Below are 26,440 nucleotides of genomic sequence, written 5' to 3' on the forward strand. Positions count from 1 at the left end.
CAGCGACAAGAACAAGACCACCGGGTAGAACATCACCAGGACCCACCACCTGCGGAATTACTTGAGCGCAGGCCCCGGGAATAACTTGAGCGTTCACAGGGTTGGATGCTCGGGTTGTCGAGGATCCGGTTTCTGGGACGCCGTTGGTTGTGCCTGTGGGGTCTCGGCATCGGGTGTCGTGAGTTGTCGGACCCTCTGAGTACGTTGTGATGCAGGGGGTTCCCGTAACGGGGGGACGCCTGCGTCAGCGTGGTCACCTTTGCGTGCCGCGGCTGTTGTGGGTGGTCGCCTTTGCGTGCCGCGATCGGGCGTGCCGCGACCGGGCGGGTGGTCGCCTTGCGGGCGGCGAGCTTGCGTTGCGTGCTTCCCCTGGGGCTCTGCCCCAGACCCCGGCAATCTGATCAGGGGGTCCACGCCACGAGCGGGTTGATGGCACGCCTGTTGCGTTGGGCGGCTGCCTGTTGCGTAGCTGGGTGCGTTGGCGGTGGGGTCCCATCACGAGCCGCACCAAGAGCGGGCCACATGCAGGTAGGGGTGTCAAGCGGACGAAAAGCGTGTCCGCTTGACACCCCTCAGCCCTCGTCGGTGAAGTGAAGGGACGAGGCTGCTACGAACGGTTCCAGTTTTTCGGGGAGGATCATCGCGGCGTCGGTGACGCCTGCGTTCTCGTCGCCGAACAGGCGGCCTGCTGCCCACGGGCCGTATTCGAGCATGTCGGTCGCTGCTGCCCAGAGTTGGCGGCGGCCGAAGCGGACCACCTGGCCGAAGGAGGCCACGAACTGGGCTGCGTGTGCTGCGTAGCGGGCGCGCAGGATTGCTGCCAGGGCTGCTTCGTTGGCTACGACGGTTGCCGCTGGGTGGTTCGAGGCCGGGTCGTCCGGGAGGCAGGCGAACTCGTCGCACATCAGCGCCATGCCGTCGGGGTGCGGGCGGCCTGCCGTGTTGATGTGGAACGCCATGTCCGAGGGCTTGAGTGTTGGCACTCGGCGGGCCGTGTGGAAGAGGAGGCCTGCCAGGTAGCCGGGCTGGTGCAGGTACCAGCCCATGATGTAGCCGGCCGTCGCGCGGTCGTCGGACTCGCCGTACTGCTCGACCATCCACTCCGCGAGGTCCTTGCGCCACAGGTCGAACCGGGTGGGCTCCGCCAGCAGGTCCGAGCAGATCGTCCAGTCGTCGGACGGTGTGCCGAAGACGATCTCGGTGCCGGTCCGCAGGCGGGCGATGGATTCGGCCAGTGGCGTGAGCGCACGCGGGTTCTGCTGTGAGACCCTCGCAGGTACGGTCAACGCGCAAGTCCAATCTCATGCGTATCAGGCTTGCCTAACCTTACCTGGGATCTCCCTTAGTTCGCCTCTTCTGGTGTGCCCGGTCACAGGAGTATCGCTCAATGGTCGGTTGTTCGCGTTCAGCGGACATCGCCCGATCTGTGGAATCCGTTGCTTCCGACCTGCGTTGATGCAGATGTCAATGTTCACCGGACGCGGCTTGCCGCTGATGGGAGCCACAGGCCTCGGGACCGCCCACTACAGTGGAGCCACGGTGCCGCGCTCACCAGGGTAGATCGGTGGAGCCGAGGACCGCCGACGCAGCAGTCAGGGAGTGCGAATGTTCGAAAGGTTCACCGACCGCGCGAGGCGGGTGGTTGTCCTTGCCCAAGAAGAGGCACGGATGCTCAACCACAACTACATCGGCACCGAGCACATCCTCCTGGGTCTGATCCACGAGGGTGAAGGTGTCGCCGCCAAGGCGCTGGAGTCGTTGGGGATTGCGCTGGAGGGCGTCCGCCAGCAGGTCGAGGAGATCATCGGCCAGGGCCAGCAGGCTCCGAGTGGACACATCCCCTTCACCCCCCGTGCGAAGAAGGTCCTGGAGCTCTCGCTGCGCGAGGCGCTTCAGCTCGGCCACAACTACATCGGCACCGAGCACATCCTGCTCGGCCTGATCCGCGAGGGCGAGGGCGTCGCCGCCCAGGTCCTCGTGAAGCTCGGGGCCGACCTCAACCGGGTGCGTCAGCAGGTGCTGCAGCTGCTGTCCGGTTACTCCACCGAGAAGGGCGCGGCGGAGTCGACCGGTCGTGGCGAAGGCACGCCGTCGTCGTCCTTGGTGCTCGACCAGTTCGGGCGCAACCTCACGGCCTCTGCCCGTGAAGGCAAGCTCGACCCGGTCATCGGGCGGGCCAAGGAGATCGAGCGGGTCATGCAGGTGCTGTCCCGCCGCACCAAGAACAACCCGGTCCTCATCGGCGAGCCCGGCGTCGGCAAGACCGCCGTCGTCGAGGGGCTGGCGCAGATGGTCGTCAAGGGCGAGGTGCCCGAGACGCTCAAGGACAAGCAGCTCTACACGCTCGACCTCGGCTCGCTGGTCGCGGGCTCGCGCTACCGCGGTGACTTCGAAGAGCGCCTGAAGAAGGTTCTCAAGGAGATCCGCACGCGCGGCGACATCATCCTGTTCATCGACGAGATCCACACCCTCGTCGGTGCGGGTGCCGCCGAGGGCGCGATCGACGCCGCGTCGATCCTCAAGCCGATGCTGGCTCGCGGTGAGCTGCAGACGATCGGTGCCACCACCCTCGACGAGTACCGCAAGCACGTCGAGAAGGACCCCGCGCTGGAGCGCCGCTTCCAGCCGATCCAGGTGGGCGAGCCGTCGCTCGAGCACACCATCGAGATCCTCAAGGGCCTGCGTGACCGGTACGAGGCGCACCACCGCGTCTCGATCACCGACTCCGCGCTGGTCGCCGCCGCCACGCTGGCCGACCGGTACATCAACGACCGGTTCCTGCCCGACAAGGCGATCGACCTCATCGACGAGGCCGGCGCGCGCATGCGCATCCGCCGGATGACCGCGCCGCCAGACCTGCGCGAGTTCGACGAGAAGATCGCGGACGTCCGTCGCGACAAGGAGTCCGCGATCGACGCGCAGGACTTCGAGCGCGCGGCGAAGCTGCGTGACGCGGAGAAGCAGCTCCTGGGCCAGAAGGCCGAGCGGGAGAAGCAGTGGAAGGACGGTGACCTGGACGTCGTCGCGGAGGTCGACGACGAGCAGATCGCCGAGGTCCTCGCCAACTGGACCGGCATCCCGGTGTTCAAGCTCACCGAGGAGGAGACCACGCGTCTGCTCCGCATGGAGGACGAGCTGCACAAGCGGATCATCGGCCAGGTCGACGCGGTCAAGGCCGTGTCGAAGGCGATCCGCCGCACCCGCGCCGGTCTGAAGGACCCGAAGCGCCCCTCCGGCTCGTTCATCTTCGCCGGCCCGTCCGGTGTCGGTAAGACCGAGCTCTCGAAGGCGCTGGCGAACTTCCTGTTCGGCGATGACGACGCGCTCATCCAGATCGACATGGGCGAGTTCCACGACCGGTACACCGCGTCGCGGCTCTTCGGTGCCCCTCCCGGTTACGTCGGCTACGAAGAGGGCGGCCAGCTCACCGAGAAGGTGCGCCGCAAGCCGTTCTCCGTCGTGCTCTTCGACGAGATCGAGAAGGCCCACCAGGAGGTCTACAACACGCTGCTCCAGGTGCTGGAGGACGGCCGCCTGACCGATGGTCAGGGCCGGACGGTGGACTTCAAGAACACCGTCATCATCTTCACGTCGAACCTGGGCACGTCGGACATCAGCAAGGCCGTCGGCCTCGGCTTCACCTCGGGTCAGGACGGCGCGTCCAACTACGAGCGCATGAAGAACAAGGTCAACGACGAGCTGAAGAAGCACTTCCGCCCCGAGTTCCTCAACCGCATCGACGACATCATCGTCTTCCACCAGCTGACTCAGGACGAGATCATCAAGATGGTGGACCTGATGATCGCCCGCGTCGAGACGCAGCTGAAGAACAAGGACATGGCGATCGAGCTCACGGATCGCGCGAAGATGCTGCTCGCGAAGCGCGGCTTCGACCCGGTGCTGGGCGCTCGCCCGCTGCGCCGGACGATCCAGCGCGAGATCGAGGACACCCTGTCGGAGAAGATCCTGTTCGGCGAACTTCAGCCCGGCCAGATCATCCTCACCGACGTCGAGGGCTGGGACGGCGAGTCGGACCAGCACGACAAGGCGCAGTTCGTGTTCCGCGGCGAGGCCAAGCCGAACCGCGTGCCCGACGCACCGCCCGTCGACCTCACCGCCTCGGCGCCCGCCGCCGAGTCGCAGGACGCTCCGGCGAACGAGACCGAGTGATCTAGGCAGTACGTGAGAACGGCCCCCAGGCTCCTGGGGGCCGTTTTCGTTTGTCGGCTCGAGTTCCTCACACTGTCCTTTGAGGACGGTTTCGTGAACGTGGAGCCCCACGACCCCGCCGCCGCCGTCTGACCTGTAGTGCCCGTCACTCGGCCACATCGATTCGCGCGTTTCGCCGCGAACCGCAGACTTCTCCTGCCACCATTACGCCCGCTCCGCGTGATCTTGCGAGAGCAGGTGTCCCAGGAGGAGGTTCCCTGTGCCGTCGGCGGCTTTCGAGCAGTTGGTCGCTCAGTTCGAGCGGTTCCAGTCGCAGATGCAACGCGTTGACCAGCAGTTCTCGAAGGTCGGCGAGATGCAACAACAACTCACCGAACTGGAAGCGGTCGCCACCTCGGCCGACCGCGCCGTGACGGTGGTGGCGGGCCCCTCCGGCAGCATCAAGGACATCAGACTGACCGACCTCGCCATGCGCAGGCCGCCGCACGCCCTGGCCGCCGAACTCATGTCGACGCTGCAGAAGGCCGTCGCCGAGGCCGCCCGCCGCCAGGCAGGCATCGTCGAGGGCGCGATCGGCGACGACATGAAGCTCTCGGACCAGGTGCTCGAAACCCAGGCGCAGCTCTTCGGAATGTCCAAAGAGGAACTCCGTGCCGTGAGGTCGGACGACACCGCCCCCGCAGCCCCGCCTCGCCCGCCGGCGCCTCCCGCGCCGCCGATGCCCACGCCCCCGAACGCAGGCCAGGTCCGGCAGCCGCCTGCTCCGCCGCGCAGGCCCGCGCCCGAGCCGCAGGACGACTTCACCGACCAGAACATCCTGCGCAGCAACGCGTGGAACGACAGGTCACCGCAGCCTCCCGCCGCTCCGTCCAAACAGGACGGCAAGTTCCTGAACCTCTTCGACGACGAGGACGGCCGGTGAGCGGGTTCAGCGTCGACCCGGAGGAGCTGCGGGAGTACGCGGGCAAGCTCCAGGGCCACCGCGGGTTCGCGGGCCAGGTCGCGGCTCTCGTGGACAAGGCGGACGTTGGCGACAAGTCGTGGGGCGTTGTCGGGATCTTCGTGAAGCAGCAGTACACGCAAATGCTCGGCGATCTCAAGGACACGCTCACCGCGATGACCGAAGGACTGGACTCCGGCGCGGAGAAGTTCCGCGACACAGCCCAGGGCTATGCGGAGCAGGAAGCGGCACTGAAGGCGTTGCTCGACGGCATCCAGGTCGAGAGGGGGTAGACCGGCGTGGCGGAAGACTCCTTCTACGCCGACGAGGGCGGCGAGAACGAGATCGAGATCAAGGTCGGCGAGAAGACCCTCGGCGAAAAGGCCGCGGAGAACGCGCCGATCTACGGCAACTTCGTCAAGGCGAAGGAAGCCGCAGGTAAGACGGGCGAGACCGGGGGCGTCGCCGGACTGACTTCCGAGGGCAGCGCGCTGGTCACCTCGGTGGTCGAGTTCGGCCAGGGGATGGTGACGGACCCGCTCGGCTTTCTGGTCGGCCAGGGGCTGAACTTCCTGATCGCCATCGTGCAGCCGCTGGAAGACGCGATCCACTTCGTGAGCGGTGACGGTCCGGCGTTGCAGCAGGCCGGTGAGAACTTCGGGGCGATCGCCCAGGGCATCTCAGACCTGAGCACCAGGTTCACCGAGGACCTGCAGAGCACCGTGACGACCTGGGGCGGCGACGCGTCCGAAGCGGCCGCCACGAAGCTGGGCGAGTTCGCCCACGGTATCGACGGGGTCGCGGGTCAGGCCGGCGAACTGGCTGAGCTGCTGATGATGTCGTCGATGGTCATGCAGGTCATCGAGGACGTCATCAAGGCGATCCTCACCGAGCTGATCACCTGGCTGATCATGATCTGGATTCCTGCCCTGGCCGCCGCAGTGCCGAGTTGTGGTGCTTCCACGGCCGCGGCGGGCGCCGCGACCGGCGTTCGGGTCGCCTCCACCGCGAGCCGGGTGTCGCGCATCGTCGCGAAGCTGCGCCAGCTGCTGACCAAGATCATGGACTTCCTGCGCAACCTGGCGAGCAAGGCGAAGAACCTCGGCACCGGCTTCAAGAAGGCCATGGCGGACAAGAAGGTCCGGAGCCAGGAAGCGACCGACGCGCTCCACGGCAAGACGAAGTGGGAGACGTTCAGGAGCAACCCGGTCACCCGGATGAACAGCCATGACGGCATCGTCGGCGAGCGTATGAAGCAGGGATTCGGGAAGTCGATGCTCGACGCCGTCGGCAACGAGGCCCTCGCCCAGGTCAACTTCGCCCACGAAAAGGGCGCACGAAACCAATCCCTGCAACAGCAGGCCGCAGAGTCGCGTGAGACCGGAACCGATCACTCGAAACAGCGCATCGAAGGGTATCTGGACATCTGATGGTGGAAATCTTCAAGTTGTGGGTGACGGACTACCTGCTCCATCCTTTTGTTCTGACCAGCTTTGTCGCCATGATCTTGTTCTTGGTCGTGAGGCGCTGGCTCCAGTTCCGGAGCCATGGGAAGGCTCGGGACGAACAGATCGCCGCGCTGACCCCGCTGGCACAGCGTCTCGGCGGCAAGGTGCTCGGTCCTGACGAGGCGGCCATGTGGACGGCTGAGCTGTGCAAGCCGTTCTGGAACGAGTACTCGATCGCGTTCCGGTCGAAGCGGCAGTACGACCTGTCGCTGGACTTCCAGCGCGGTCCGTGGCACGTCAGGGTGACCGAAGCCTCGATCCGGTACGACAGCCGCGGCCTCGGCGTGCGCTGGCTGCAGCAGCACCGCATCGAGATCGCCACCGCACGCCTGGCTCCGCTGAAGGTCACGCGGCCGAACAAGTACAACGTCAACAACGGACAGCCGTTGTCGCCCGCCCGGCTCGAGTCCGAGTGGAAGCAGATCGTCAGCAACGAGCCCGAAACCGCGAAGCAGGCAGATGCCGAGTGGCTGCCGGTGCCGTTGCTGCCGCCCATGGACCAGGAGTTCTCCGCATACGGCAGCGATCCCGCGGCTGCGGCCAGGGAGCTGAACTTCGACGCGCTGCACTGGCTGATCGACCAGGCGGAGAGCCTGCCCACCTGGGCCAGGCAGATGTCGCTGACCTTCGAGTCGGGCTTCGTCTACCTGGCCGTGTACGACCACATCTACCCTGACGACCTGCTGGTCGTGGTCGACACGATCTGCGGTCTCCTTGACCGCATGCCCGGCGCGCGGCCGCGGCACCCTGCTGCGACTGTCTGACGATGCAGTCCCGGACGCGCGGGCTCTCCGTGGGCTGACCTCACGCGGGCGATGGGGAGCGACTACGGCACGGTGCTGGGGTGGCTCAGGCGGGCGTCGAGGTAGCGCTTCGACTACGCGCTGGACTTCTCCAGAGATGGGTGGCGTGTTCGCATCGATGGAGGTGGCCACCGGCGACCTGGTGCCGCTGAAGATCACGCAGGTCTTCGGTGGAGGGCTCGGTAGCCGGTCGGCCGGCGAGATGCCGCGAACCGTCGAGAACGAGGACCGTCCGCTGTCGATGCAGCTGCGGCTACCGGTATCGGTTGACCACGCGTACGTGGCGTTCACCAGCTACCTCGCCGGCGCGGCTCACGTGTTCAATCCGGACGTGGTCGAGCGGCTGCTCGACGCGATCATCGGCCTGCTCCGCCTCGTCCCGGCAGTCAGCGCGGCGTCACGGCGTAGCCCGCCAGTACGACCTCCTCCAGTTCCGGGTCGTCGTCCTCGTACGCGCCCTCGTAGTTGAAGCCGAACAGCTCGCGCAGGGCGGCCTCGGCCAGATCGAGCGGGTGGAAGCGGAACGGGTACTCGTCGTCGGAGTCGAGGCTTTCGAGGAACTCCGGGTCGCCCGCGCGGTACTTCTCCTCGAACGGCAGGGGAGTGCCGACGTCGGCGATCACGCCGCTGTTCGGGGAGAGGCTGTACGCGCGGCGCAGCGTGCCGTCCGGCTCCCAGATGGCGTACGAGAAGAAGTCGACGACGCTGTGCATGGCGTGCAGGTACAGGGTGCGGCCGGCGGCCTCGCTGACGAAGTGCGCGGGCAGGTCGGTGTGGGAGTCGCCGGCGGCGTCCTGGGTGCAGATGATGGACAGGCCTGGGAACACGCCGGCGTAGACGGTGCCCTTCGGCGGGTTGCCGTAGTGGAGGTTGCCGTCCTCGATCGGGCGGATCTCGTGCGACGGGTAGAGGCGTTCCACGAAGGCGGCCGTGGCTTCGCGGTCGATCTTCGGTGCTGCCCGCAGGACCTTGCTGACGTCGTCGGATGCGTAGAAGAGCATCCAGTCCTTGGCTCCCATTCGGTCCCCTCTGAGTCGGTTGGAATCAGCATGACGGAGGGGTCTGACAATTTTCGGCGGGCAACGGGACAGGGGCGCGGGCCGTCCTTTCGGGTGTGAGCACACCGGAGACCGACGCGCGCTCGGGCACACTGCACGGCGTGGTCACCACCGAGGTGAAGCCGCCCCGAAGCGGTTTCGCCACGTTCCTGCTGGTCGTGTGCGCGATGGCGTTCGTCACGGCGGCGCTGGTCAGGCTGCTCGGTATCGACGGCACGCGGTACATGATCGCCGCGACGTCACTGACCCCGTACATCACCGTCGTGGGCCTGCTCATCGGGTTGTTCGCGTTGTTCCGCAAGCGGTGGGTCATCGGGCTGACGATGACGCTGGTGGCGGTCGTGCTGGTCGCGAACGTGGCGCCGCGGGCGTTCTCCGACGCACGGCCGAACGGGGTGGGACAGCAGGTCAGGCTGATGACGTCGAACCTGCTCACCGGCATCGCGGACGCGCAGTTCATCGTGCAGGAGGTCAGGAAGCGCAACATCGACATCCTGGCGATGCAGGAGCTGACGCCGCAGATGGTGGGCGACCTCGACCGGGCGGGTCTGCGCCAGGTGCTGCCCAACCGGGTCTTCCTCGACGAACCGGGCGGGTCGGGCAGCGGCATCGCCTCCCGGTTCCCGCTCTCGCGGCGCGACCTGACGCCGCCGGGCTCGTTGCAGCAGGCCGGTGCGCTCGTCGACCTGCCGGGCAAGGACATCGAGGTCGTCTCGGTGCACCCGTTGCCGCCGGTCGTCACCGACGGACCTGAGCCGTGGCAACGAGAGCTCGCCGGTCTGCCCGCGCCCGACTCGACCGGCGCGATCAGGGTGCTCGCCGGCGACTTCAACGCCACGCTCGACCACGTCGGCCTCACGCGGCTGCTGAACAAGGGCTACGTGGACGCGGCCGACCAGGTCGGCAAGGGGCTGATCCACACCTGGCCGAGCGCCAGCGGGTTCTGGCCGCCGCCGGTCACCATCGACCACGTGCTGGTGGACTCGAAGATTCTGGTGGACACGCTGGACGTGTTCGACGTGCCCGGCAGCGACCACCGGGCCGTCGTCACGCAGTTCGTCGTGCCAACGCTGTGAGGGCTTCGAGCGCGCCGACCGGCAGCGACACTCCGCGGCCGTGCCGGACCTCCGGCTCGCGGACGTTGATCCGGATCAACGCGCCGTTGGCCGCGCTGGCCAGTTCGGCCTGACGCCGCACGGTCGGCACGGCGGTGCCGGCACCGATCTCGACCACGACGAGCCTGCGCTGGTTCCTGCGCCACGCTGTCAGCTCGTCGAGCTGACGCTGGCTGCGGTGCGGCACCCAGCCCCAGTCGCCGAACATCAGGATGTTGGGCCGCGCCAGCCCACCGCACGACGGGCACGACGGCAGTTCGCCGGTCGCCCGCATCGTCTCCGGATCGACGGTGACGTCGAACGAGCACTCCCAGATCTCGTCCGTGCACGGCTCCACGCACTGGGCGTGGTGGATCGACCCGTGGACCTCGGCGACGTCCGTGAAACCCGCCTTCTGGAACTGTCCGTCCACATTGGACGTGAAAATGCGCGCACTCCATGACCGCAGCACGGCGAAACCCTCGTGCGGCACGGTCGCGCGGTACAGGCCCAGCCGATGGCCGTAGAAACCCCACGCCAGCGCGGGATCGTCGGCGAAGTGCACGGGGTCGGCGATCTCCTCGAACTTCAGCCCGAGCCGCTCGTAGGGCGGGTACGCCCGCCAGAAGCCCTCGGTGCCGCGGAAGTCGGGAAGACCCGAGTCGACCCCCATGCCGGCACCGGCGCAGACGAGCACGGCGTCCGCGCCGGCGATCAGCTCGGCGGCTCTGTCGTAGGCCTCCTCGATCACTGCTTGGGCTTGCTCCCCAGCACGACCTCGAACTCCAGCAGGTCGGCACCGCTCGACACGGGCCGTGCGCGCTCACCCGAGTGAGCGGCCGCACCGGCCTCACCGTCGCGCCACGCGGTGAAGGCCTCGTCGGTCTCCCAGTGCGTGACGACGAAGTAGCGGTCCTCACCCGCGACGGGGCGCAGGAGCTCGAAGCCGAGGAAGCCGGGCTGGTTGTCGACCGCGCCCAGACGGGCGGCGAACCGCTTCTCGAGCTCGGGGCCGTTGCCCTCGGGAACCTTGATCGCGTTGATCTTCACGACTGCCATGCCGACCAGCCTAGCGACGAACACCGACAGGCAGCAGGTACTGATCTTCGGGAATGCCCGACTTGCGGAACCACGCCGCGAAGAACCCGTCCAACGGCTGCCCGGAGGCCTGCTTGAAGTGCTCCTCGAACTCCGGCCACGAGGCGTTGCCGTCGCGGTGCTTCACCAGCCACGTCTGCAGCGCCTTGAAGAACACGTCGTCACCGACCTGCTTGCGCAGCGCGTGCATCCCCATCAGGCCCTTGTCATAGACGCCGCGGAACTCGTTGCCCTTGCCCATGTCGTAGAGCTTCGGCGCCCAGAACGCCGCCCGGTCGCGCCGCTGCTCCACGTTGTCGCGGTAGCGCTGGTCGAGGTCCGTGCCCTCCTTCTCCAGCCACAGCCACTGCGCGTAGGACGCGAGGCACTCGTTCAGGCAGATGTCCGCCCAGTTCTCGATCGACACCGAGTCGCCGAACCACTGGTGGGCGTTCTCGTGCACGACCGTCTCCAGGTCGGCCCAGGCGGCGTAGATCGGACGGGTCTGGGTCTCCAGCGAGAACCCGATCTGGTCCGCGACCCAGATGCTGCCCGCCGCGCGCTGCGGGTACGGGCCGAACTTCGTCTCCAGGTACGCGAGGACCTCCGGTCCCTGCGACTGGATCGGCTTCTTGGCGGCGGACGTGCCGGGCGCGTAGGCGTCGACCACCGGCGTGCCGTCGGGCAGTTTCGAGCGAACGACCTCGAACTTGTCGATCGCCACGGTGGCCAGGTACGTCGCGAGCGGCGTCTCCTCCGACCAGGTGAACGTCGTCCAGCCGCCGTCGCGGGTCGCAGGGCCTTCGAGGCCGTTCGAGATCGCCGTCCAGCCGTCCGGCACGCGGGCCGCGACCTTCAGCGCCGCCTTGTCGCGCGGGGTGTCGTTGGCCGGGAACCACGTCGTCGCGGAGTGCGGCTGACCTGCGGCGAACGCTCCGCCGGTGGACGAGATCTGCCAGCCGCTGCGGCCCAGTGAGGCGTCGTTGATCGTCGTGGGCTCGCCGCCGTAGGTGACGACGGTGGTGAAGGGCTTGCTCTTCGCGAGCGGCGAAGCAGGCGTGATCACCAGTTCGTGGTCGCCTTCCTGCACGAACTTCGCGGGCTGCCCGCCGACCTGCACCTCGCTGACCTTCAAGCCCTCGAGGTCGAGGTTGAAGCGCGAGAGGTCCTGGGACGCGGTCGCGGTGACGGTCGCGACGCCGTCGAGTTTCCTGGACCCAGGGTCGTAGGTGATCGCCAGGTCGTAGAGCGTGACGTCGTAACCGCTGTTGCCGTCCGTCGGGTAGTACGCGTCGCCCGCGCCAGCCCCTGCCTCCACCGCGGCCTGCGGCGACGTCTCCTGGCGCGCCTGCTGCGCGGGGTCGCCGCCCGGCGTTCTGAACACCACGAGCAGACCTGCGACGAGCACGACCAACACCAGGGCGATCAGGTACGGGCGGGCCTTCATGCGTTAATCATCCCTGTGTCGGTGGTGGAGTTCGGCGGAACGGGTCAAGGCGTACTGCTCCTGCACGGTCTGATGAGCAGGGCCACCGCCTGGTGGCCGGTCGCGCAGTGGCTCAGGCCGTTCGGGCGCGTGGTCGGCTTCGACCAGCGCGGGCACGGCCGCAACCCGCGGCGGGGACCGTTCCGCACCGAGGACTTCGTCGCTGACGCCGCCACGGCGATCGAGGACCTCGACCTCGGGCCCGCCGTGGTGATCGGGCACTCCATGGGCGGGCTGCACGCGTGGTGTCTCGCGGCGACCCGACCGGACCTGGTCAGCGCGATTGTGGTCGAGGACTTCGCCCCGGACAACAGGGGCAGGACGATCGACGAGTGGAAGTGGCTCTTCGACGCCTGGCCGGTGCCCTTCCAGTCGCTCGGGCACGTGACGTCGTACTTCGGCGCACCGCTGTTCGCCGAGTACTTCGAGGAACGCGAGGACGGCTGGCACCTGATCGCCGAGATGGACGACCTGTACGAGATCGCCGGCCACTGGGGCACGCGGGCGTACTGGGACTTCATCGACGCCGTCGAGTGCCCGTCGCTGGTGATCGAGGCGGGCAGGGGCGGCCAGCTGCCAGGGCAGATGGAGGAGGCGGCACGGCGTTCCCGAGGCCACTACCTCTACGTCGAGGAGGCCGGGCACGTCGTGCACGACAGCGCGCCGTGGGTCTACCGGGGTGCTGTGGAGGCCTTCTTGAGCACGTCGATCTCGCCGGTCTGAGTGTCGACGATCGACACCTCGCGGACCTTCGCGCGGATCGGCTCGACCGGGAAGATCGCGGCGAACGCGGCCTTCATCGCGCCGTCGTCGATGTCGTGCGCAAGCGTGCAGTGCGGCACCCAGTTGCCCGGCAGGTAGTAGGCGCTCGGGTTCTTCACGTTGCCCGCCAGCACGTCGTGGATGGCGGAGTGCACGGCCAGCAGTTCGGTGTCCACCACGGCCGCGAGCATCAGCACGTTGTCGGCCGTCGAGAACGTGCTGAGCGAGTGCAGGTAGAGGTCCGGCAGCCACAGCCGGCCGAGGTCCTCCCGCAGTTCCTTGCGGACCTTGGGACCGATGGTGCTCGCGACGGCATAGGTGAGGTGCGGCGGGTAGTTGTGCTTCGCGCCGATGCGTTGTTGCAGGTCGCGGACCTTCCTGTCCGCCTCGTCGTCGAAGAACGCCACCAGCGCGTGCATTCAGTGCTCCCCTGGGAGTGCGAACAGGCCGTCCCGCGTCTGCTCGACCAGACCGTCGTCGAGCAGCGAGACCAGGCACTTCTCGCGCTGCGTGATGTCGCTCCAGACGATGTCGAGCTGGATCTTGGGCACCGGCCCCGGCGCGCCCCGCAGCACGTCCAGCAGCCTGCCCCGCACCTGGCGGTCGGTGCCGGCGAACTTCTGCACCTTCTTCTCCGGCCCCGCATAGGCGGGCCGCCCGGCCAGCTGCCACGCGCACTCGGCGAACAACGGGCAGTCCGCGCACTTCTGGTTCTTCGCCGTGCAGATCAACGCGCCGAGCTCCATCAACGCCGCCGAGAACACCGCTGCGTCCTCCTGCGACGAGGGCAGGATCGCCTCGACGTCACGGAGATCGCGCTTGGTGGACGGCGGCCCCGCGTCCCCGGCCCCGTGCACAGCGCGCGCAACCACGCGCCGGACGTTCGTGTCGACGACGGCGCACTTCTGCCCGTACGCGAACGTGGCCACCGCACGAGCCGTGTAGCTGCCGATGCCGGGCAGTGACTCCAGCGTCTCGATGTCCGACGGCACCACGTCGCCGTGGTCGCGGGCGATGGCGGTGGCGGCCTCGTGCAACCGCATGGCGCGCCGCGGATAGCCGAGCTTGCCCCACATCCGCAGGACTTCACCCTGCGAGGAGGCCGCCATCGCGGACGGTACGGGCCAGCGTGCCAGCCACTCGTGCCAGATCGGTTCGACGCGGGAGACGGGCGTCTGCTGCAGCATGATCTCGCTGACCAGTACGCCCCAGGCGGTGCAGTCGGGACGGCGCCACGGCAGGTCTCGGGCCGCGGTGTCCCACCAGCCCAGCAGCAACTCGTGATTCATCGCCTGCCATTGTCGCGCAACGAAAAGGCCCCCTGGAGGGGGCCCTTCACAAAGAACCTCAGGCGGCGGCGGTCTCCGCGGCGTCGACCTCGCGCAGTTCACCGGTGTGCACGTCGTAGACGAACCCGCGGACCTTGTCGGTGTGCGGGATGAACGCGCTGTGGCGAAGGCGGGCCATCGAACCGCGCACGCTCTGCTCGACGACCTTGAACGCCTCGACGGCCCAGGTCGGGCGCAGACCGGTGTCGGCCTCCAGCTCGTCCTTGAAGTCGTCCTCGGTCACCATCTCCAGGCCGCAGTTCGTGTGGTGCACGAGCAGGACCTCGCGCGTGCCCAGCTTGCGCTGGCTCAGAGCGAGCGACCGGATCGCGTCGTCGGTGACGACACCGCCCGCGTTGCGCAGCACGTGCGCCTCACCCTGCTTCAAACCGAAGATCTCGAACACCCGGATGCGCGAGTCCATGCAGGTCAGAATTGCCACCTGAAGGGACGGCTTCGCGGACGAACGGTCTCCGGGAACCACGTTCCCGAGCTCGTAGTTCCGCTTGAGCAGTTCGTCGATCGCGGTCATGTGACACACCTCCATGGCCTACCGGCGGACCCCGCGTCGATTGGAACCGGAGTTAGCGCACGTTCACAAGGGGTTTCCGCTCAATATCACGTTCACCGGATCGAGCGATGCTTGCCTACCGCTGGATCAGACCTGGTCGAGTTACGTTCGGGCCGTGATCGAGCCCACAGGTCCGCTGTCGCCCACGGTGTACTGGCGCCGCCGTCTCGCCGCGATCGGGGCCGCGCTGGTCACACTCCTGGTCGTGATCTGGATCGTCGGGATGTTCGGCTCCGACGCCGAGACCGCACAGCCCACGAACGCCGCTGCTGCGTCGTCCTCGAACCCGCCGCCGAGCCTGTCCGAGAGCCCTGCGGCCGCGTCGTCCTCATCGACGACCCCGCCGCCCTCGCCGACGGAGACCACGCCGCCGCCCCCGCCTCCCGGACCGCCGCAGCCCTGCCCGGACGACGTGATCGGGGTCGTGGCGAAGGCGAACAAGCCCTTCTACACCATCGGTGACCAGCCGGAACTGTCCATGGACGTGATCAACACCGGGCCGGTGCCGTGCATCAGGGACATCGGCCGCCAGCACCGCGAGCTCACGGTGCTGACCGCGGACGGCGCGACGGTGCTGTGGTCGAGCAACCACTGCCTCTCGGCGGTGGGCACGGAGACCCGCGTGATGCAGCCGAAGGAGACCTTCAACTACGGCACGAAGTGGGCGGGCTCCACCTCGAAGCCGGGGTGCGGGGCCCACACGCGCGTCGGGCCCGGCGACTACCTGCTGGTGGCGAAGCTGGCCGGGAAGGCCAGCTCACCCACCGTCTTCAGGCTCGAGCACTAGTCCTCGCGAGCACTGATCACGGCCCGAACCAACGCTCCTCGGCACCACCGCGCGGCGGCGCCGACGTCTTGCCGATGATCAGCTCGGTGGCGAGGTTCACCGACCGCGGGCGCGTCCGCTCGTTCGCGTCGAGCAGCAGCTTGCCCGCCGCCCGGCCCTTCTCCAGCACCGGCTGACGGACCGTGGTGAGCCCGGCCTCCTCGCCGGCGCGGATGCCGTCGAAGCCGGTCACGGTGATGTCGTGCGGCACGCGCAGGCCACGGCGGGCGGCCTCGGTCATGGCGCCCAGGGCGAGCACGTCCGAGGTGCAGATCAGCGCGGTGATCTGCGGGTCGCGGTCGAGGACCTGGGCCGCACCGGACGCACCGGAGGCCGTGTTGTGGTCGAAGCGCTCGGCCACGGGCACCTGCGACCAGTCGACGCCGGCCTCGCTGAACGCCTCGGCCAGGCCGGACAGGCGGTTGCGCTGCACGTGGAAGTGGGCGGCGTGCTGGCGGTCCGGCGTCACGAAGCCGTCGTTGCGGTCACGTGCGAGACGCATGCACACGACGCCGATGCGGCGGTGGCCCAGCCCGATGAGGTGCCTCGCGAGCTCGTACATCGCGCCGCGGTCGTCGATGCCGACGCGGTCCACGGTGCCGAGGTCCGGCTGGTCGCAGACGACGGTGGGCACCGGGCGTTCCAGCACGGCGGCGAGGTGCGGGTCGTCGTCCGGCACCGAGTAGACGACGAAGCCGTCGACACCGGCGCGGTGGACGGACGCGACGTCCTCGCGTTCGGGATTGGCGGGGACCAGCAGCAGACCGGTTCCGGCATCCTCGCACGCGAGCGCGAGGCCCTCCAGGAACCCGATCGCGGCCGGGTCGCGGAACGCGTACGAGAGGTTCTCGGTGAGCAACAGGCCCACCGCCCCGGCTTTGCGCGTGCGCAACGAGCGCGCCACAGGATCCGGGCCGGGATAACCCAGCCTTCGGGCCGTGTCCAACACCCGCCGACGCAGCTCGGGAGAGAGCTGGTCGGGCCGGTTGTACGCGTTGGACACCGTTGTCCGGGAAACGCCCAGCTCAGCGGCCAGAGAGGCCAACGTTGCCGGACGTCGCACATGCATCGACCGCGCCATGAAAGGACCGTAACGGTTCAGAACCAATACGTGAAGTCAGGGTGACCTGCGTCCCTCAAATGACGCATCCGCGCTGGTTGGCCCATCTGCCTTGTTCAGAAGTTGGTCCAGACCAATTAGGTCAATCGGTCATCTCGTTTCGGGGGCGCAGACGATTCCCTGACAACGAGCCGCGGCCGGAAGACACGGGTGTAGTTGTCGGTGCTCTGCCTGCGGCGATCCGGGTCCAGCCGCAGCACGAGCTCGTCGATCGCGGCTGCGGCCATCTCCTCGATCGGCTGCGCGAGCGTGGTCAAAGCGGGCGACGAATAGGCAGCCAATGGAATGTCGTCGAACCCGACGACCGACAGCTCCTCGGGTACCGAAATCCCCCTTTGGTGTGCCTCCCGCATGACGCCGAGCGCCATGTGGTCGGAGGAGCAGATCACCGCTGTCGGGCTCACCGTGTCGAGCAGCCGCGCCACGGCCTGACCGCCGCCCTCCGCGCTGAACGACGCGTGTGAGACGTACTCCGAACCCGCCGGCAGGTGGTCTTCTTCGAGAGCCGCAGCCCAGCCGGCGCGCTTCAGCCGGGACGGCAGCGAACGTGCGGGGCCCGAGACGAACCCGATCCGCCGGTGCCCGAGCTCGATCAGGTGCCTGGTCGCCATGTAGCCCGCGAGCTGCTCGTCGACCGTCACGTCGGGCACGTCCAGTGCGGGCGTTGCACCGTTCAGGAACACCATGTGGACGCCGTCCGCCAGGAGCTTCGCGTAGTAGCTCGGGCGCGGCGCCTGACCGAGCGGCACCTCGACGTTGGTGATCTCCGGTGACACGAACACCATGCCCTCGACCCCGCGGGCCAGGAGCATCCGGACGTACTCCTCCTCGCCCATCGGGGCACCGCTGCGGGTGTTGCACAGCAGCGACGAGTAGCCCAGGCGCGCGGCCCGCGTCTCCAGCGCCTCGGCGAACGCGGGGAAGACCGGGTTCGAGAGCTCCGGCACGAGGAGGCCGATCACGCCGGTGCGTTGCAACGCACCGAGGCCGCGCGGGGTGTACGGCATCTCCGCGAGGACCGACAGCACCCGTTGCCGGGTCTCCTCGTTCACACCGGCGCGCCTGTTGAGAACACGGCTCACGGTCGAGATGGACACCCCGGCTGCCCTCGCGATCTCGGACAGTCCGGACACGTTGCCTCCCAGCTCAGATCAGGTTCGGCGCAAGCCTGCCGTGTTAGGAAAAATTTTGCAACGCGCGTTTGCAAGACAGGGCCGTTACGGCTTGGTTACGGTCCATGTCTTGACCTGACCATGGTTCTGGTAGTGAAATCGCCCGCAACATCTTCGCAAAAGCTTGCAAGACCCTCGTCTCACTCGGAGATGAGGCCCCAGCTGGAGGGAACGGCAGCAACGATGCGACGGACAACCCTCGTGACCGCCATGGCGACGGGTGTCGCCCTCGTGCTCACCGCCTGCGGAAGCGGTGGATCGAGCAGCAACAGCGGATCCGACTCGGGCGAGGTGACCTTCTGGGACACCAGTGGTCCCAACGAGAGCCCGGTCTTCAAGAAGATCGCGGAAGGCTGTGCCACCAAGGACGGCTACAAGGTCAAGGTCGAGACGCAGGCCTTCGACGGCGCGCTCAACAACTACAAGACCGCGGCCCAGGGTGGCCAGGGCCCCGACGTCTTCCGCTCCGAGGTCGCGTGGGTGCCGCAGCTCGCGAAGCTGAGCTACGTCGCCGACCTGTCCGACACCGACCTCGCGAAGGACACCTCCGACTTCCTGGAGGCCCCGCTGGGCTCCACGAAGTACGAGGGCAAGACCTACGCGGTGCCGCAGGTGACCGACTCGCTCGCGTTGCTCTACAACAAGAAGAAGCTCGCCGACGCCGGTGTCGAGCCGCCGAAGACGTGGGACGAGCTCAAGGCCGCCGCCCCCAAGCTGGGTGGCGAGAAGGCGTTCTTCCTCAACAACGACGCGTACTACGCGCTGCCGTTCATCTACGGCGAGGGCGGCGACCTGGTCGACGCGTCCGCCAAGAAGATCGTCGTGAACTCCGCGCAGAACGTGAAGGCGCTGGAGACCGCGAAGGCCCTGCTCGACGCCAAGGCCGCCACCACGGCGCTCGACGCGACGAACTCCTACTCGAACATGCAGGCCGCGTTCTCCAGCGGTGAGGCCGCCATGGTCATCAACGGTCCGTGGGCCGTCGCCGACTACCTCAAGGGTGCCGCGTTCACCGACGCGGCGAACCTCGGCATCGCCGCGGTCCCCGGCCCGACCGCGGGCAAGGGCAGCGCGCCGGTCGGTGGCCACGACTACGTGATCCGCCAGGGCACCAAGGCGAAGCAGTCGTCCGTCAAGTTCATCCAGTGCATGGCTTCGGTCGAGTCGCAGGCGACCATCGCCAAGGAACTGGGCCTGCTGCCGACCCGCAAGTCGGCCTACCAGAACGCCGACGTCAAGGCCAACGCCGTCGTCGCCGCGTTCGAGCCGGTCACCAAGGTCGCGCACGAGCGTCCGTGGATCCCCGAGGGCGGCGAGCTGTTCGACCCGCTGAAGATCGGCTACGCGGACTTCCTGGCCGGCAAGAAGGACGCCAAGACCGCCCTTGACGACGTCGCGAAGGCGTACAAGGAGAAGGTCGTCACCGAGTACTCGATCGGCTGATCGTGTTGAACGGCCGGGGCTTCACCGCCCCGGCCGTTCGCCGGAAGGAGAGTCTCGGTGCGTCGGTTCCTGGACAGGTACTGGTACGCGTACGCGATGGTGCTGCCGGTCGTGGTGGTCATCGCGGTGTTGGTGCTCTACCCGCTCGCACAGGGCGTGTTCTTCACCTTCACGAACATCAACGAAGGCAACATCGCCAACCCGATCCTCGATCGGCCGGCCACCTACGACGTGGTGGGCTTCAAGAACTACCTCAACGTGCTGTCCGGCGGCGAGTCGTACGGCGCGTTCTGGGGCACGCTGGTCCGCACGCTGATCTGGACCTTCTCGTGCGTGTTCCTGCACTACACCGTCGGTCTCGGCCTGGCGCTGCTGCTGAACCGGCAGGTGCGTGGCCGTGCGCTCTACCGAGTTCTGCTGATCCTTCCGTGGGCCGTGCCCGCGTTCATCAGCGCGTTCGCGTGGAAGTACATGTTCAACGCGCAGTACGGGATCATCAACCAGCTGCTGCGCTCGGTCGGCCTGCCCGACCCGGTGTGGCTCGGCCAGTCGGACTGGGCACTGGTGTCGGTGATCATCGTGAACGTCTGGCTCGGCGTTCCGTTCATGATGGTGGCGCTTCTCGGTGGCCTGCAGTCGATTCCGGGCGACCTCTACGAAGCGGCCGAAATGGACGGTGCCACGCCGTGGCAGCGGTTCCGGCACGTCACGTTGCCCGGCCTGCGTTCCGTGTCGTCGACGGTGGTGCTGCTGGGCATCATCTGGACGTTCAACATGTTCCCGGTGATCTACCTGATCGCCGGCCCGAACCCGAACGCCCGGATCCTGGTCACCTACGCGTTCGAGCGGTTCTTCTCCGGCGCGTCCCGTGACTACGCCATCGCGTCGACCTACGGCGTGCTGATCCTTTCGGTGTTGTTGGTGTTCGCCACGATCTATCGGCGAGCGCTGCGCAAGCAGGGCGAGGTGTGGTGATGACGCTCGACGCAACGTCGCTGAAGGTCGTTCAGGCCACCGGCAACCGGCTGCGCAGGACCGACCGGTCCAAGGGCGCCTCCGTCGCCCTGCACGTCACGCTGATCGTCGCGTCGATCATCGCGGTGTTCCCGGTCTTCTGGGTGTTCGTCACCTCGCTGAAGCCGGACGCCCGCGCGGTCGAGCCGACGCCGAAGCTGTTCAACGAGTCCTCTTTGGACAACTACACCCGCGTGCTGTCGGGCGAGAAGGGCGACTTCCTCGCCTGGTTCGGCAACTCCGTGGTGATCGCCCTGATGACCACGGTGATCGGCGTCTTCATCTCGGCCACCGCCGGGTACGCGGCCTCGCGGTTCCGGTTCCCCGGCAAGCGCGGCCTGATGATGTCGTTCCTGCTGGTGCAGATGTTCCCGTTCGCGGTGCTGATCGTGCCGCTGTACAACATCCTCATCGCCCTGGGGCTCAACGGAACCTCGTTCGGCCTGGTGCTCGTCTACTGCACGACCGCCGTGCCGTTCTGTACGTACATGCTCAAGGGCTACTTCGACACGGTGCCGTCGGACATCGACGAGGCCGGCCGGGTGGACGGGCTGTCGCCGTTCGGCGTGTTCTGGCGGCTGATCATGCCGCTGGCCAAGCCGGGCCTCGCCGTCACGTCGTTCTACGCGTTCCTGACGGCGTGGGGCGAGGTGGCGTTCGCGTCGGCGTTCCTGTCCGCGGCGGACGAGTCGAAGACGCTGGCCGTGGGGCTGCAGGTGTTCGTGCAGCAGAACAGGACGGAGTGGGGGCACCTCGCCGCCGCGTCCATTCTGGTCGCGATTCCCGCGATCGTCGTGTTCTACCTGGTGCAACGGTTCCTGGTGCAGGGCCTCGCGTCCGGCGCCGTCAAGGGCTGAGTGAACGTAAGCGCTTACGTTGTCCCGCCGCGAAACGTAAGCGCTTACGTCTGTTCCCGTAAGCGCTTGCAATGCATAACGTCGCGCCCAGACAAGCGGTGAAAGGTGCGTCACATGGCAGAGGTGTCCTACGTCAAGGCGTCGCGGATCTTCTCCGGCAACCCGCCGGTGCGGGCGGTCGACGAGCTCTCCCTCGAGGTGAGCGACGGCGAGTTCCTGGTGCTGGTCGGTCCGTCCGGTTCCGGTAAGTCGACGGCGCTGCGCATGCTCGCGGGTCTGGAGGACATCGACGAGGGCGCCATCCACATCGGTGGCAAGGACGTGACGAACGTGCCGCCGAAGGGCCGGGACATCGCCATGGTGTTCCAGTCGTACGCGCTGTACCCGCACATGACCGTCGGCGAGAACATGGGCTTCGCGCTCAAGCTGCGCGGTGTGCCGAAGCCCGAGATCAAGGCGAAGGTCGAAGAGGCCGCCAAGATGCTCGACCTGCAGAAGTACCTGGAGCGCAAGCCGAAGGCGCTCTCCGGTGGTCAGCGTCAGCGCGTCGCCATGGGTCGCGCCATCGTGCGTGAGCCCTCCGTGTTCCTCATGGACGAGCCGCTGTCCAACCTGGACGCCAAGCTGCGCGTCGAGACGCGTGCGAACATCGCCGCCCTCCAGCAGCGCCTCGGCACCACCACGATCTACGTCACGCACGACCAGGTCGAGGCCATGACGATGGGCCACCGCGTCGCGGTGCTCAAGGACGGCCTGCTGCAGCAGTGCGACACGCCTCGCGCGCTGTACGACCGCCCGGCCAACGCGTTCGTCGCGGGCTTCATCGGCTCGCCGGCCATGAACCTCAAGACCGTGCCGATCTCGGCCGAGGGTGCGAAGCTCGACGGCATCATCGTGCCGCTGACCCGTTCCGCGCTCGACGCCGCCGGTGGTCTGGACGAGGTCACCTTCGGCATCCGGCCCGAGGCGCTCGGCATCGTGCCGTCGGGCGAAGAGGGCATGGACATGACGGTCGAGCTGGTCGAGGAGCTCGGCGCCGACGCGCTCGTGCACGGTGCGGTGAAGATCGGCGACGCGTCGCAGCGCTTCGTCGTCCGCGTCGACGGTCGCACGCCGCCGACCCTGGGCCAGCACGTCAAGGTGGCCGTCCGCGACACCACCGAGATCCACCTGTTCCACCCCGAGTCGGGCGAGCGCCTGGAGGCGTGAGTCACTTCGAAAAGCCCCCGGCGTGACCGTCGGGGGCTTTTTCGTGTCGTAAACTGAACTCGACAACGGTTTCCATTACCTGATCGAGGGACGGCGTGATGACTCTCCGCAACGCTCTGGTCGGCGCTCTCGCCGTCGCAAGCCTGGCCGCCTGCGGCACGACGACGCCGTCCGCCGACAGCGGCAAGATCGAGGTCATCGCCTCGACGAACGTGTGGGGCAGCGTCATCAAGGCCGTCGGCGGCGACGAGGTCGACGTCAAGGCCCTGCTGGACGACCCGTCGGCCGACCCGCACTCGTACGAGAGCAAGCCCGCGGACGCGGCACTGGTCAAGGACGCCAAGCTCGTCGTGTTCAACGGCGGCGGCTACGACGACTTCTTCGCCAAGCTGATCACCAGCGACGCCACCAGGAAGATCGAGGCCTTCCCGCTGCGCGACAACCACGCGGAGCCGCAGACCGGGGCGCCCGACGCCGACGGTCACGACCACAGCGTGAACGAGCACGTCTGGTACGACCTGCACACCGTGCAGGCGGTGGCCGAGGCCGCGGCGAACGAGCTCGGTGCCATCGCGCCGGACAAGAAGACGACGTTCGAGAAGAACACGGCGGACTTCACCGCCAAGCTCGAGGAGCTCGAGAAGAAGATCGCCGGCGTCGGCCAGGGCAAGAAGGTCGCCGCCACCGAGCCCATCGCGCACTACCTGCTCGACTCCTCCGGCGCCGAGGACGTGACGCCCGAGGCGTTCAGCAAGGCCATCGAGGAGGAGTCGGACGTGCCGGCCGCCGCGCTCGCGGAGATGAACCAGCTGGTCGACGGCAAGCAGATCAACGTGCTGGTGGAGAACACCCAGACCGAGAACCAGGTCACGAAGAGCGTGGTCGAGAAGGCCAAGGCGGCGGGCGTGCCGGTCGTCGCGGTCACCGAGACGCTGCCCGAGGGTACGACCGGCTACCTTGACTGGATGAGCAAGCAGGTCGACGAGCTTTCGCGGGCGCTCAAGGCATGAGCGCGATCTCGCTGCGCGGGGCCCGGCTGTCCTACGGGGACAGAGTCCTGTGGGACGGGCTCGACCTCGACGTCGAACCCGGTGAGTTCCTCGCCGTCCTGGGGCCCAACGGCTCCGGCAAGACCAGCCTGATGCGGGTGCTGCTCGGCTTGCAGCCGCTGTCCGCGGGCACGGTCTCGGTCGCCGGCGGCAACCACGCCATCGGGTACATCCCGCAGCAGCGAGCGCTCGACCAGTCCATGACCTTGCGCGGCCGCGATCTCGTCGGGCTGGGCCTGGACGGCCACCGGTGGGGTTTCGGGCTGCGCGGCCGTCAGGACCGCAGGATCCGGGTCGACGCGGCCATCGAGGCCGTGGGCGGCACCCGGTACGCGGACTCGCCCATCGGGGTGCTGTCCGGCGGCGAGCAGCAACGGTTGCGGGTCGCGCAGGCCCTGGTCGGCGACCCGACCGTGATGCTGTGCGACGAACCGTTGCTGTCGCTGGATCTTGCGAACCAGCGGGTCGTGTCCGAGCTGATCGACAAGCGGCGTCGTGAGTCCGACACCGCCGTTCTCTTCGTGACGCACGAACTGAATCCCGTGCTGCCGCTCGTCGACCGGGTCCTGTACCTGGTGGGCGGGCGGTTCCGCATCGGTACGCCGGAAGAGGTCATGAGCTCCCGCACGCTGTCCGAGCTGTACCGGACGCCGGTCGAGGTCGTGCGGGTGCGCGACCAGATCCTGGTGGTCGGCGCCGGCGCCTGCGAGGAGCAGACGCACCACCTGTCGGCGGAGGCCGCGTCGTGAGCTTTCTCGACCTGCTCGAACTGGACTTCGTACAGACCGCGCTGATCGCGGCCGCCGTGCTGGGCCTGGTCGCCGGCGTGCTGGGACCGCTCGTGGTGACCCGCAAGATGGCTTTCGCCGTGCACGGCACCAGCGAGCTCGCGTTCACCGGTGGCGCGGCGGCGTTGCTGCTCGGCATCGGCATCGGGTACGGCGCGCTGGCCGGGTCGATCATCGCCGCGGTGTTGCTCGGGGTGTTGTCGCGGCGCGAGAGCGATCGCGACTCGGTGATCGGCGCGATCCTCGCGTTCGGGCTCGGCATGGGCATTCTGATGCTGGCGCTCTACAAGGGGCGTGCGTCCAACAAGTTCGGTCTGCTGACCGGTCAGATCGTCGGTGTCGACTCGACGGACCTCAAGCTCCTGGTGATCTCGTCCATCGCCGTCCTGGTGGTGATGGCGTTCATCTACCGGCCGTTGTTCTTCGCGTCGGTGGACCCGGACGTGGCGGTGTCGCGCGGGATTCCGGTGCGAACGCTGTCGATCGTGTTCGCGGTGCTGGTCGGTGTCGCGACCGCGCTGTCCGTTCAGGTCGTGGGCGCGTTGCTGGTGCTGGCGTTGATGATCACGCCGGCGGCCGCCGCGATGCGCCTCACCGCGTCGCCTTTGCGAGCTACGGTTCTTTCCGTCGTCTTCGCCGAGACCGCCGCGGTGGGAGGCATCCTGCTGTCGCTCGTACCGGCGCTTCCCGTGAGCGCCCTCGTGACGGCCGTGAGCTTCGTGATCTACCTGGTCTGCCGGGCCGTGTCCTGGCGACGTTCACGCACTGCGTGAGGTGATCGGCTTGGTCGCGTCGTCCTGGCGGGGTGCGGGCATCAGCCGCGGCGGGATGTCCAGGCCTGCCACCCGTACCTGGTTGCGGCCGTTCTCCTTGGCCTTGTACAGGGCGGCGTCCGCCGAGTGCTGGGCCATGGCCATGTCGGGGCCGTTGTCCGGGATCACCGCCACGCCGATGGAGGCCGAGATCGCCTGCAGCGACTCGCCTTCCGGTTCCGGGGGCTGGATCTCGCGGCCGTAGAGCGTGACCACGTTGCGGTGCTTGTCGGTCGTCGGGACGGCCAGGGAGCCGATGGCCTCGCGGATGCGTTCGGCGATCGTCACGCCCTGCGCCACCGGGGTGTTCTTCAGCGCCACCACGAACTCCTCGCCGCCGTCCCGGCCCGCCACGTCTCCTGGACGGAGCTTTTCGCGGAGGATTCGGCCCACCTCCGCCAGTACGGCGTTGCCTGCCGGGTGACCCCAGGTGTCGTTGATGCGCTTGAAGTGGTCCAGGTCGATGACCAGGACGGTCATCGGTTCGCCGTCCAGGCGGCAGCGTTCGGCCAGGCGACCCGCGTACTCGGCCAGGCCGTTGGTGTTCAGCAGGCCCGTCCGGTAGTCGGTGTGGGCGTCCGCGGCCAGGCGCTGGTGCAGCTGTTCCTGTTCGCGCAGCAGGCGTTCCAGGTGGGTGCGGCGCTCGCCTGCCCTCGACAACAACGCGTTCACCAGGATCACCGGGACCGTGAGCAGCAGAGGGCCCACCCAGTGGCTCGTCATCAGCATGCCGAGCATGGCGCCGGCGCCGAGGGTGCTCATTTCGAGCATGTTGTCGACCTTGGAGCCGAGGAAGTCGAGGACCTTCGAGTTCGGCGTCACGATCTTGAAGGCGGCCGCGACGGTCATCACCTGGACGAACCAGTAGACGACCGCGGCTATCGCGAGGATCAGGACGAGGCTCAGGTCCGTCGGGATGTTTCCGGTGGCCACCAGGGAAACACCCGACAGGTGCACCAATGCCCACGACAGCAGTGTGGAGGCGAGCATGGAGGCGGTACCGAAGACGAAGCGGTAGGGCTGACGGCGGGCGATCGGCTGGATCAGGATGCGCATCCAGATCGTGGCGATCACGGCCAGGCCGCCGGGGAGTGCGACCGCGGCGGCGAAGGTCCAGACCGAGGTCAGGTCGATGTGGGGGCCTGAGGCCTCGTTGCGGCGTGCCTCTTCGGCTCTGCGCACGACGGTCAGGTGGATGGTGATCGCGGCGATGAGCGCGCCGAAGCGGAGCCAGTCGTCGGTCGAGACTGCGGTGAGCCTCGTCAGGAGCCAAATGGCGGCAACGGCTACGGCCGCTTCGAGCACGAAAAAGTATGCGATCGCACTAGGCGCAACGGTCCAAAGGTCCCAGTT

At 67.7% G+C, this 26,440-nt stretch carries 26 protein-coding genes; 15 read left to right on the forward strand and 11 right to left on the reverse strand.

From position 1 onward, the window contains the following. Nucleotides 1–572: 572 nt before the first annotated feature. Nucleotides 573–1,286, reverse strand: coding sequence for a hypothetical protein (locus tag IG04_RS0132175; protein ID WP_051771110.1), 714 nt, complete (start codon nt 1,284–1,286; stop codon nt 573–575). 319 nt (nt 1,287–1,605) lie between these two features. Between IG04_RS0132175 and IG04_RS0132180 the strand changes: the two genes are divergently transcribed. The 5 genes from IG04_RS0132180 to IG04_RS0132205 all read left to right on the forward strand — a co-directional run bounded on the left by IG04_RS0132180 (nt 1,606) and on the right by IG04_RS0132205 (nt 7,382). Further along, nucleotides 1,606–4,170, forward strand: coding sequence for an ATP-dependent Clp protease ATP-binding subunit (locus IG04_RS0132180; RefSeq protein WP_030480502.1), 2,565 nt, complete (start codon nt 1,606–1,608; stop codon nt 4,168–4,170). Nucleotides 4,171–4,429: 259 nt separating this feature from the next. Continuing rightward, nucleotides 4,430–5,092 (forward strand): YbaB/EbfC family nucleoid-associated protein, encoded by a 663-nt coding sequence (locus IG04_RS0132190; protein ID WP_030480503.1) that lies wholly within the window; start codon nt 4,430–4,432, stop codon nt 5,090–5,092. Beyond that, entirely contained in the window at nt 5,089–5,403 is a 315-nt protein-coding gene (locus tag IG04_RS0132195) for a WXG100 family type VII secretion target (RefSeq protein ID WP_030480504.1), read from the forward strand. Before IG04_RS0132190 ends, IG04_RS0132195 begins: the two co-directional genes overlap by 4 nt. 6 nt (nt 5,404–5,409) lie before the next feature. Beyond that, nucleotides 5,410–6,540: a WXG100 family type VII secretion target gene (locus IG04_RS0132200; protein WP_030480505.1), complete on the forward strand. Its 1,131-nt coding sequence runs from the start codon at nt 5,410–5,412 to the stop codon at nt 6,538–6,540. 71 nt (nt 6,541–6,611) lie between these two features. Next, a complete protein-coding gene (locus IG04_RS0132205) occupies nt 6,612–7,382 on the forward strand; it encodes a hypothetical protein (RefSeq protein ID WP_144065660.1) in 771 nt (256 codons plus the stop codon). Between the two features lie 425 nt (nt 7,383–7,807). Here IG04_RS0132205 and IG04_RS0132210 read toward each other — a convergent pair whose 3' ends face one another. Beyond that, the gene (locus IG04_RS0132210; RefSeq protein ID WP_030480507.1) at nt 7,808–8,440 is read right to left on the reverse strand and encodes a DUF6928 family protein; all 633 of its coding nucleotides are present in this window, start codon (nt 8,438–8,440) and stop codon (nt 7,808–7,810) included. A gap of 95 nt (nt 8,441–8,535) precedes the next feature. Here IG04_RS0132210 and IG04_RS0132215 point away from each other — a divergent pair, with 95 nt between their 5' ends. Further along, nucleotides 8,536–9,555 (forward strand): endonuclease/exonuclease/phosphatase family protein, encoded by a 1,020-nt coding sequence (locus IG04_RS0132215; RefSeq protein WP_030480508.1) that lies wholly within the window; start codon nt 8,536–8,538, stop codon nt 9,553–9,555. Here the strand turns inward: IG04_RS0132215 and IG04_RS0132220 are convergent. The 3 genes from IG04_RS0132220 to IG04_RS0132230 are packed head-to-tail and all read right to left on the reverse strand — an operon-like array spanning nt 9,527 to nt 12,097. After that, complete coding sequence (locus IG04_RS0132220) at nt 9,527–10,321, reverse strand: SIR2 family NAD-dependent protein deacylase (RefSeq protein WP_030480509.1); 795 nt, start codon at nt 10,319–10,321, stop codon at nt 9,527–9,529. The two genes, IG04_RS0132215 and IG04_RS0132220, sit on opposite strands and share 29 nt — an antisense overlap. Beyond that, nucleotides 10,321–10,632 (reverse strand): antibiotic biosynthesis monooxygenase family protein, encoded by a 312-nt coding sequence (locus tag IG04_RS0132225; RefSeq protein WP_030480510.1) that lies wholly within the window; start codon nt 10,630–10,632, stop codon nt 10,321–10,323. The genes IG04_RS0132220 and IG04_RS0132225 overlap by 1 nt, the downstream gene beginning before the upstream one ends. A 10-nt stretch (nt 10,633–10,642) precedes the next feature. After that, entirely contained in the window at nt 10,643–12,097 is a 1,455-nt protein-coding gene (locus tag IG04_RS0132230) for a M1 family metallopeptidase (protein WP_030480511.1), read from the reverse strand. A 15-nt stretch (nt 12,098–12,112) separates the two neighbouring features. On the opposite strand from IG04_RS0132230, the gene IG04_RS0132235 reads away from it, so the two are divergent. Then, a complete protein-coding gene (locus IG04_RS0132235) occupies nt 12,113–12,859 on the forward strand; it encodes an alpha/beta fold hydrolase (protein WP_030480512.1) in 747 nt (248 codons plus the stop codon). Here the strand turns inward: IG04_RS0132235 and IG04_RS0132240 are convergent. The 3 genes from IG04_RS0132240 to IG04_RS0132250 are packed head-to-tail and all read right to left on the reverse strand — an operon-like array spanning nt 12,808 to nt 14,758. Next, a complete protein-coding gene (locus IG04_RS0132240; protein WP_030480513.1) occupies nt 12,808–13,317 on the reverse strand; it encodes a 2'-5' RNA ligase family protein in 510 nt (169 codons plus the stop codon). The genes IG04_RS0132235 and IG04_RS0132240 overlap by 52 nt on opposite strands. Further along, nucleotides 13,318–14,187: an HhH-GPD family protein gene (locus tag IG04_RS0132245; RefSeq protein WP_030480514.1), complete on the reverse strand. Its 870-nt coding sequence runs from the start codon at nt 14,185–14,187 to the stop codon at nt 13,318–13,320. 58 nt (nt 14,188–14,245) lie between these two features. Further along, nucleotides 14,246–14,758, reverse strand: a complete 513-nt coding sequence (locus tag IG04_RS0132250) for a beta-class carbonic anhydrase (protein ID WP_030480515.1) — start codon at nt 14,756–14,758, stop codon at nt 14,246–14,248. A gap of 154 nt (nt 14,759–14,912) precedes the next feature. Between IG04_RS0132250 and IG04_RS46785 the strand changes: the two genes are divergently transcribed. Continuing rightward, nucleotides 14,913–15,584, forward strand: a complete 672-nt coding sequence (locus tag IG04_RS46785) for a hypothetical protein (protein WP_144065659.1) — start codon at nt 14,913–14,915, stop codon at nt 15,582–15,584. Between the two features lie 16 nt (nt 15,585–15,600). Here IG04_RS46785 and IG04_RS0132265 read toward each other — a convergent pair whose 3' ends face one another. Both IG04_RS0132265 and IG04_RS0132270 read right to left on the reverse strand, forming a co-directional pair. Continuing rightward, nucleotides 15,601–16,704, reverse strand: a complete 1,104-nt coding sequence (locus IG04_RS0132265) for a LacI family DNA-binding transcriptional regulator (protein ID WP_030480518.1) — start codon at nt 16,702–16,704, stop codon at nt 15,601–15,603. Between the two features lie 116 nt (nt 16,705–16,820). Continuing rightward, nucleotides 16,821–17,876: a LacI family DNA-binding transcriptional regulator gene (locus IG04_RS0132270; RefSeq protein ID WP_030480519.1), complete on the reverse strand. Its 1,056-nt coding sequence runs from the start codon at nt 17,874–17,876 to the stop codon at nt 16,821–16,823. 222 nt (nt 17,877–18,098) lie between these two features. On the opposite strand from IG04_RS0132270, the gene IG04_RS0132275 reads away from it, so the two are divergent. The 7 genes from IG04_RS0132275 (at nt 18,099) to IG04_RS0132305 (ending at nt 25,048) form a co-directional block, all read left to right on the forward strand. Further along, nucleotides 18,099–19,358, forward strand: coding sequence for an extracellular solute-binding protein (locus IG04_RS0132275; protein ID WP_030480520.1), 1,260 nt, complete (start codon nt 18,099–18,101; stop codon nt 19,356–19,358). A 57-nt stretch (nt 19,359–19,415) separates the two neighbouring features. After that, complete coding sequence (locus IG04_RS0132280; protein WP_030480521.1) at nt 19,416–20,333, forward strand: carbohydrate ABC transporter permease; 918 nt, start codon at nt 19,416–19,418, stop codon at nt 20,331–20,333. Beyond that, nucleotides 20,333–21,229 (forward strand): sugar ABC transporter permease, encoded by an 897-nt coding sequence (locus IG04_RS0132285; RefSeq protein ID WP_030480522.1) that lies wholly within the window; start codon nt 20,333–20,335, stop codon nt 21,227–21,229. The genes IG04_RS0132280 and IG04_RS0132285 overlap by 1 nt, the downstream gene beginning before the upstream one ends. Nucleotides 21,230–21,343: 114 nt before the next feature. Beyond that, nucleotides 21,344–22,438: an ABC transporter ATP-binding protein gene (locus IG04_RS0132290; RefSeq protein WP_030480523.1), complete on the forward strand. Its 1,095-nt coding sequence runs from the start codon at nt 21,344–21,346 to the stop codon at nt 22,436–22,438. Between the two features lie 98 nt (nt 22,439–22,536). Next, a complete protein-coding gene (locus tag IG04_RS0132295) occupies nt 22,537–23,448 on the forward strand; it encodes a metal ABC transporter solute-binding protein, Zn/Mn family (protein WP_030480524.1) in 912 nt (303 codons plus the stop codon). Then, nucleotides 23,445–24,236 carry a metal ABC transporter ATP-binding protein gene (locus tag IG04_RS0132300; protein ID WP_030480525.1) on the forward strand — a complete coding sequence of 264 codons (792 nt, stop codon included), beginning with the start codon at nt 23,445–23,447 and terminating at the stop codon, nt 24,234–24,236. The genes IG04_RS0132295 and IG04_RS0132300 overlap by 4 nt, the downstream gene beginning before the upstream one ends. Beyond that, entirely contained in the window at nt 24,233–25,048 is an 816-nt protein-coding gene (locus IG04_RS0132305) for a metal ABC transporter permease (RefSeq protein WP_030480526.1), read from the forward strand. Before IG04_RS0132300 ends, IG04_RS0132305 begins: the two co-directional genes overlap by 4 nt. Here IG04_RS0132305 and IG04_RS0132310 read toward each other — a convergent pair. After that, nucleotides 25,034–26,392, reverse strand: a complete 1,359-nt coding sequence (locus tag IG04_RS0132310; protein WP_245816677.1) for a GGDEF domain-containing protein — start codon at nt 26,390–26,392, stop codon at nt 25,034–25,036. The genes IG04_RS0132305 and IG04_RS0132310 overlap by 15 nt on opposite strands. Nucleotides 26,393–26,440 lie beyond the last annotated feature (48 nt).

Source organism: Lentzea albidocapillata (assembly GCF_000719115.1).
Classification (GTDB): domain Bacteria; phylum Actinomycetota; class Actinomycetes; order Mycobacteriales; family Pseudonocardiaceae; genus Lentzea; species Lentzea albidocapillata.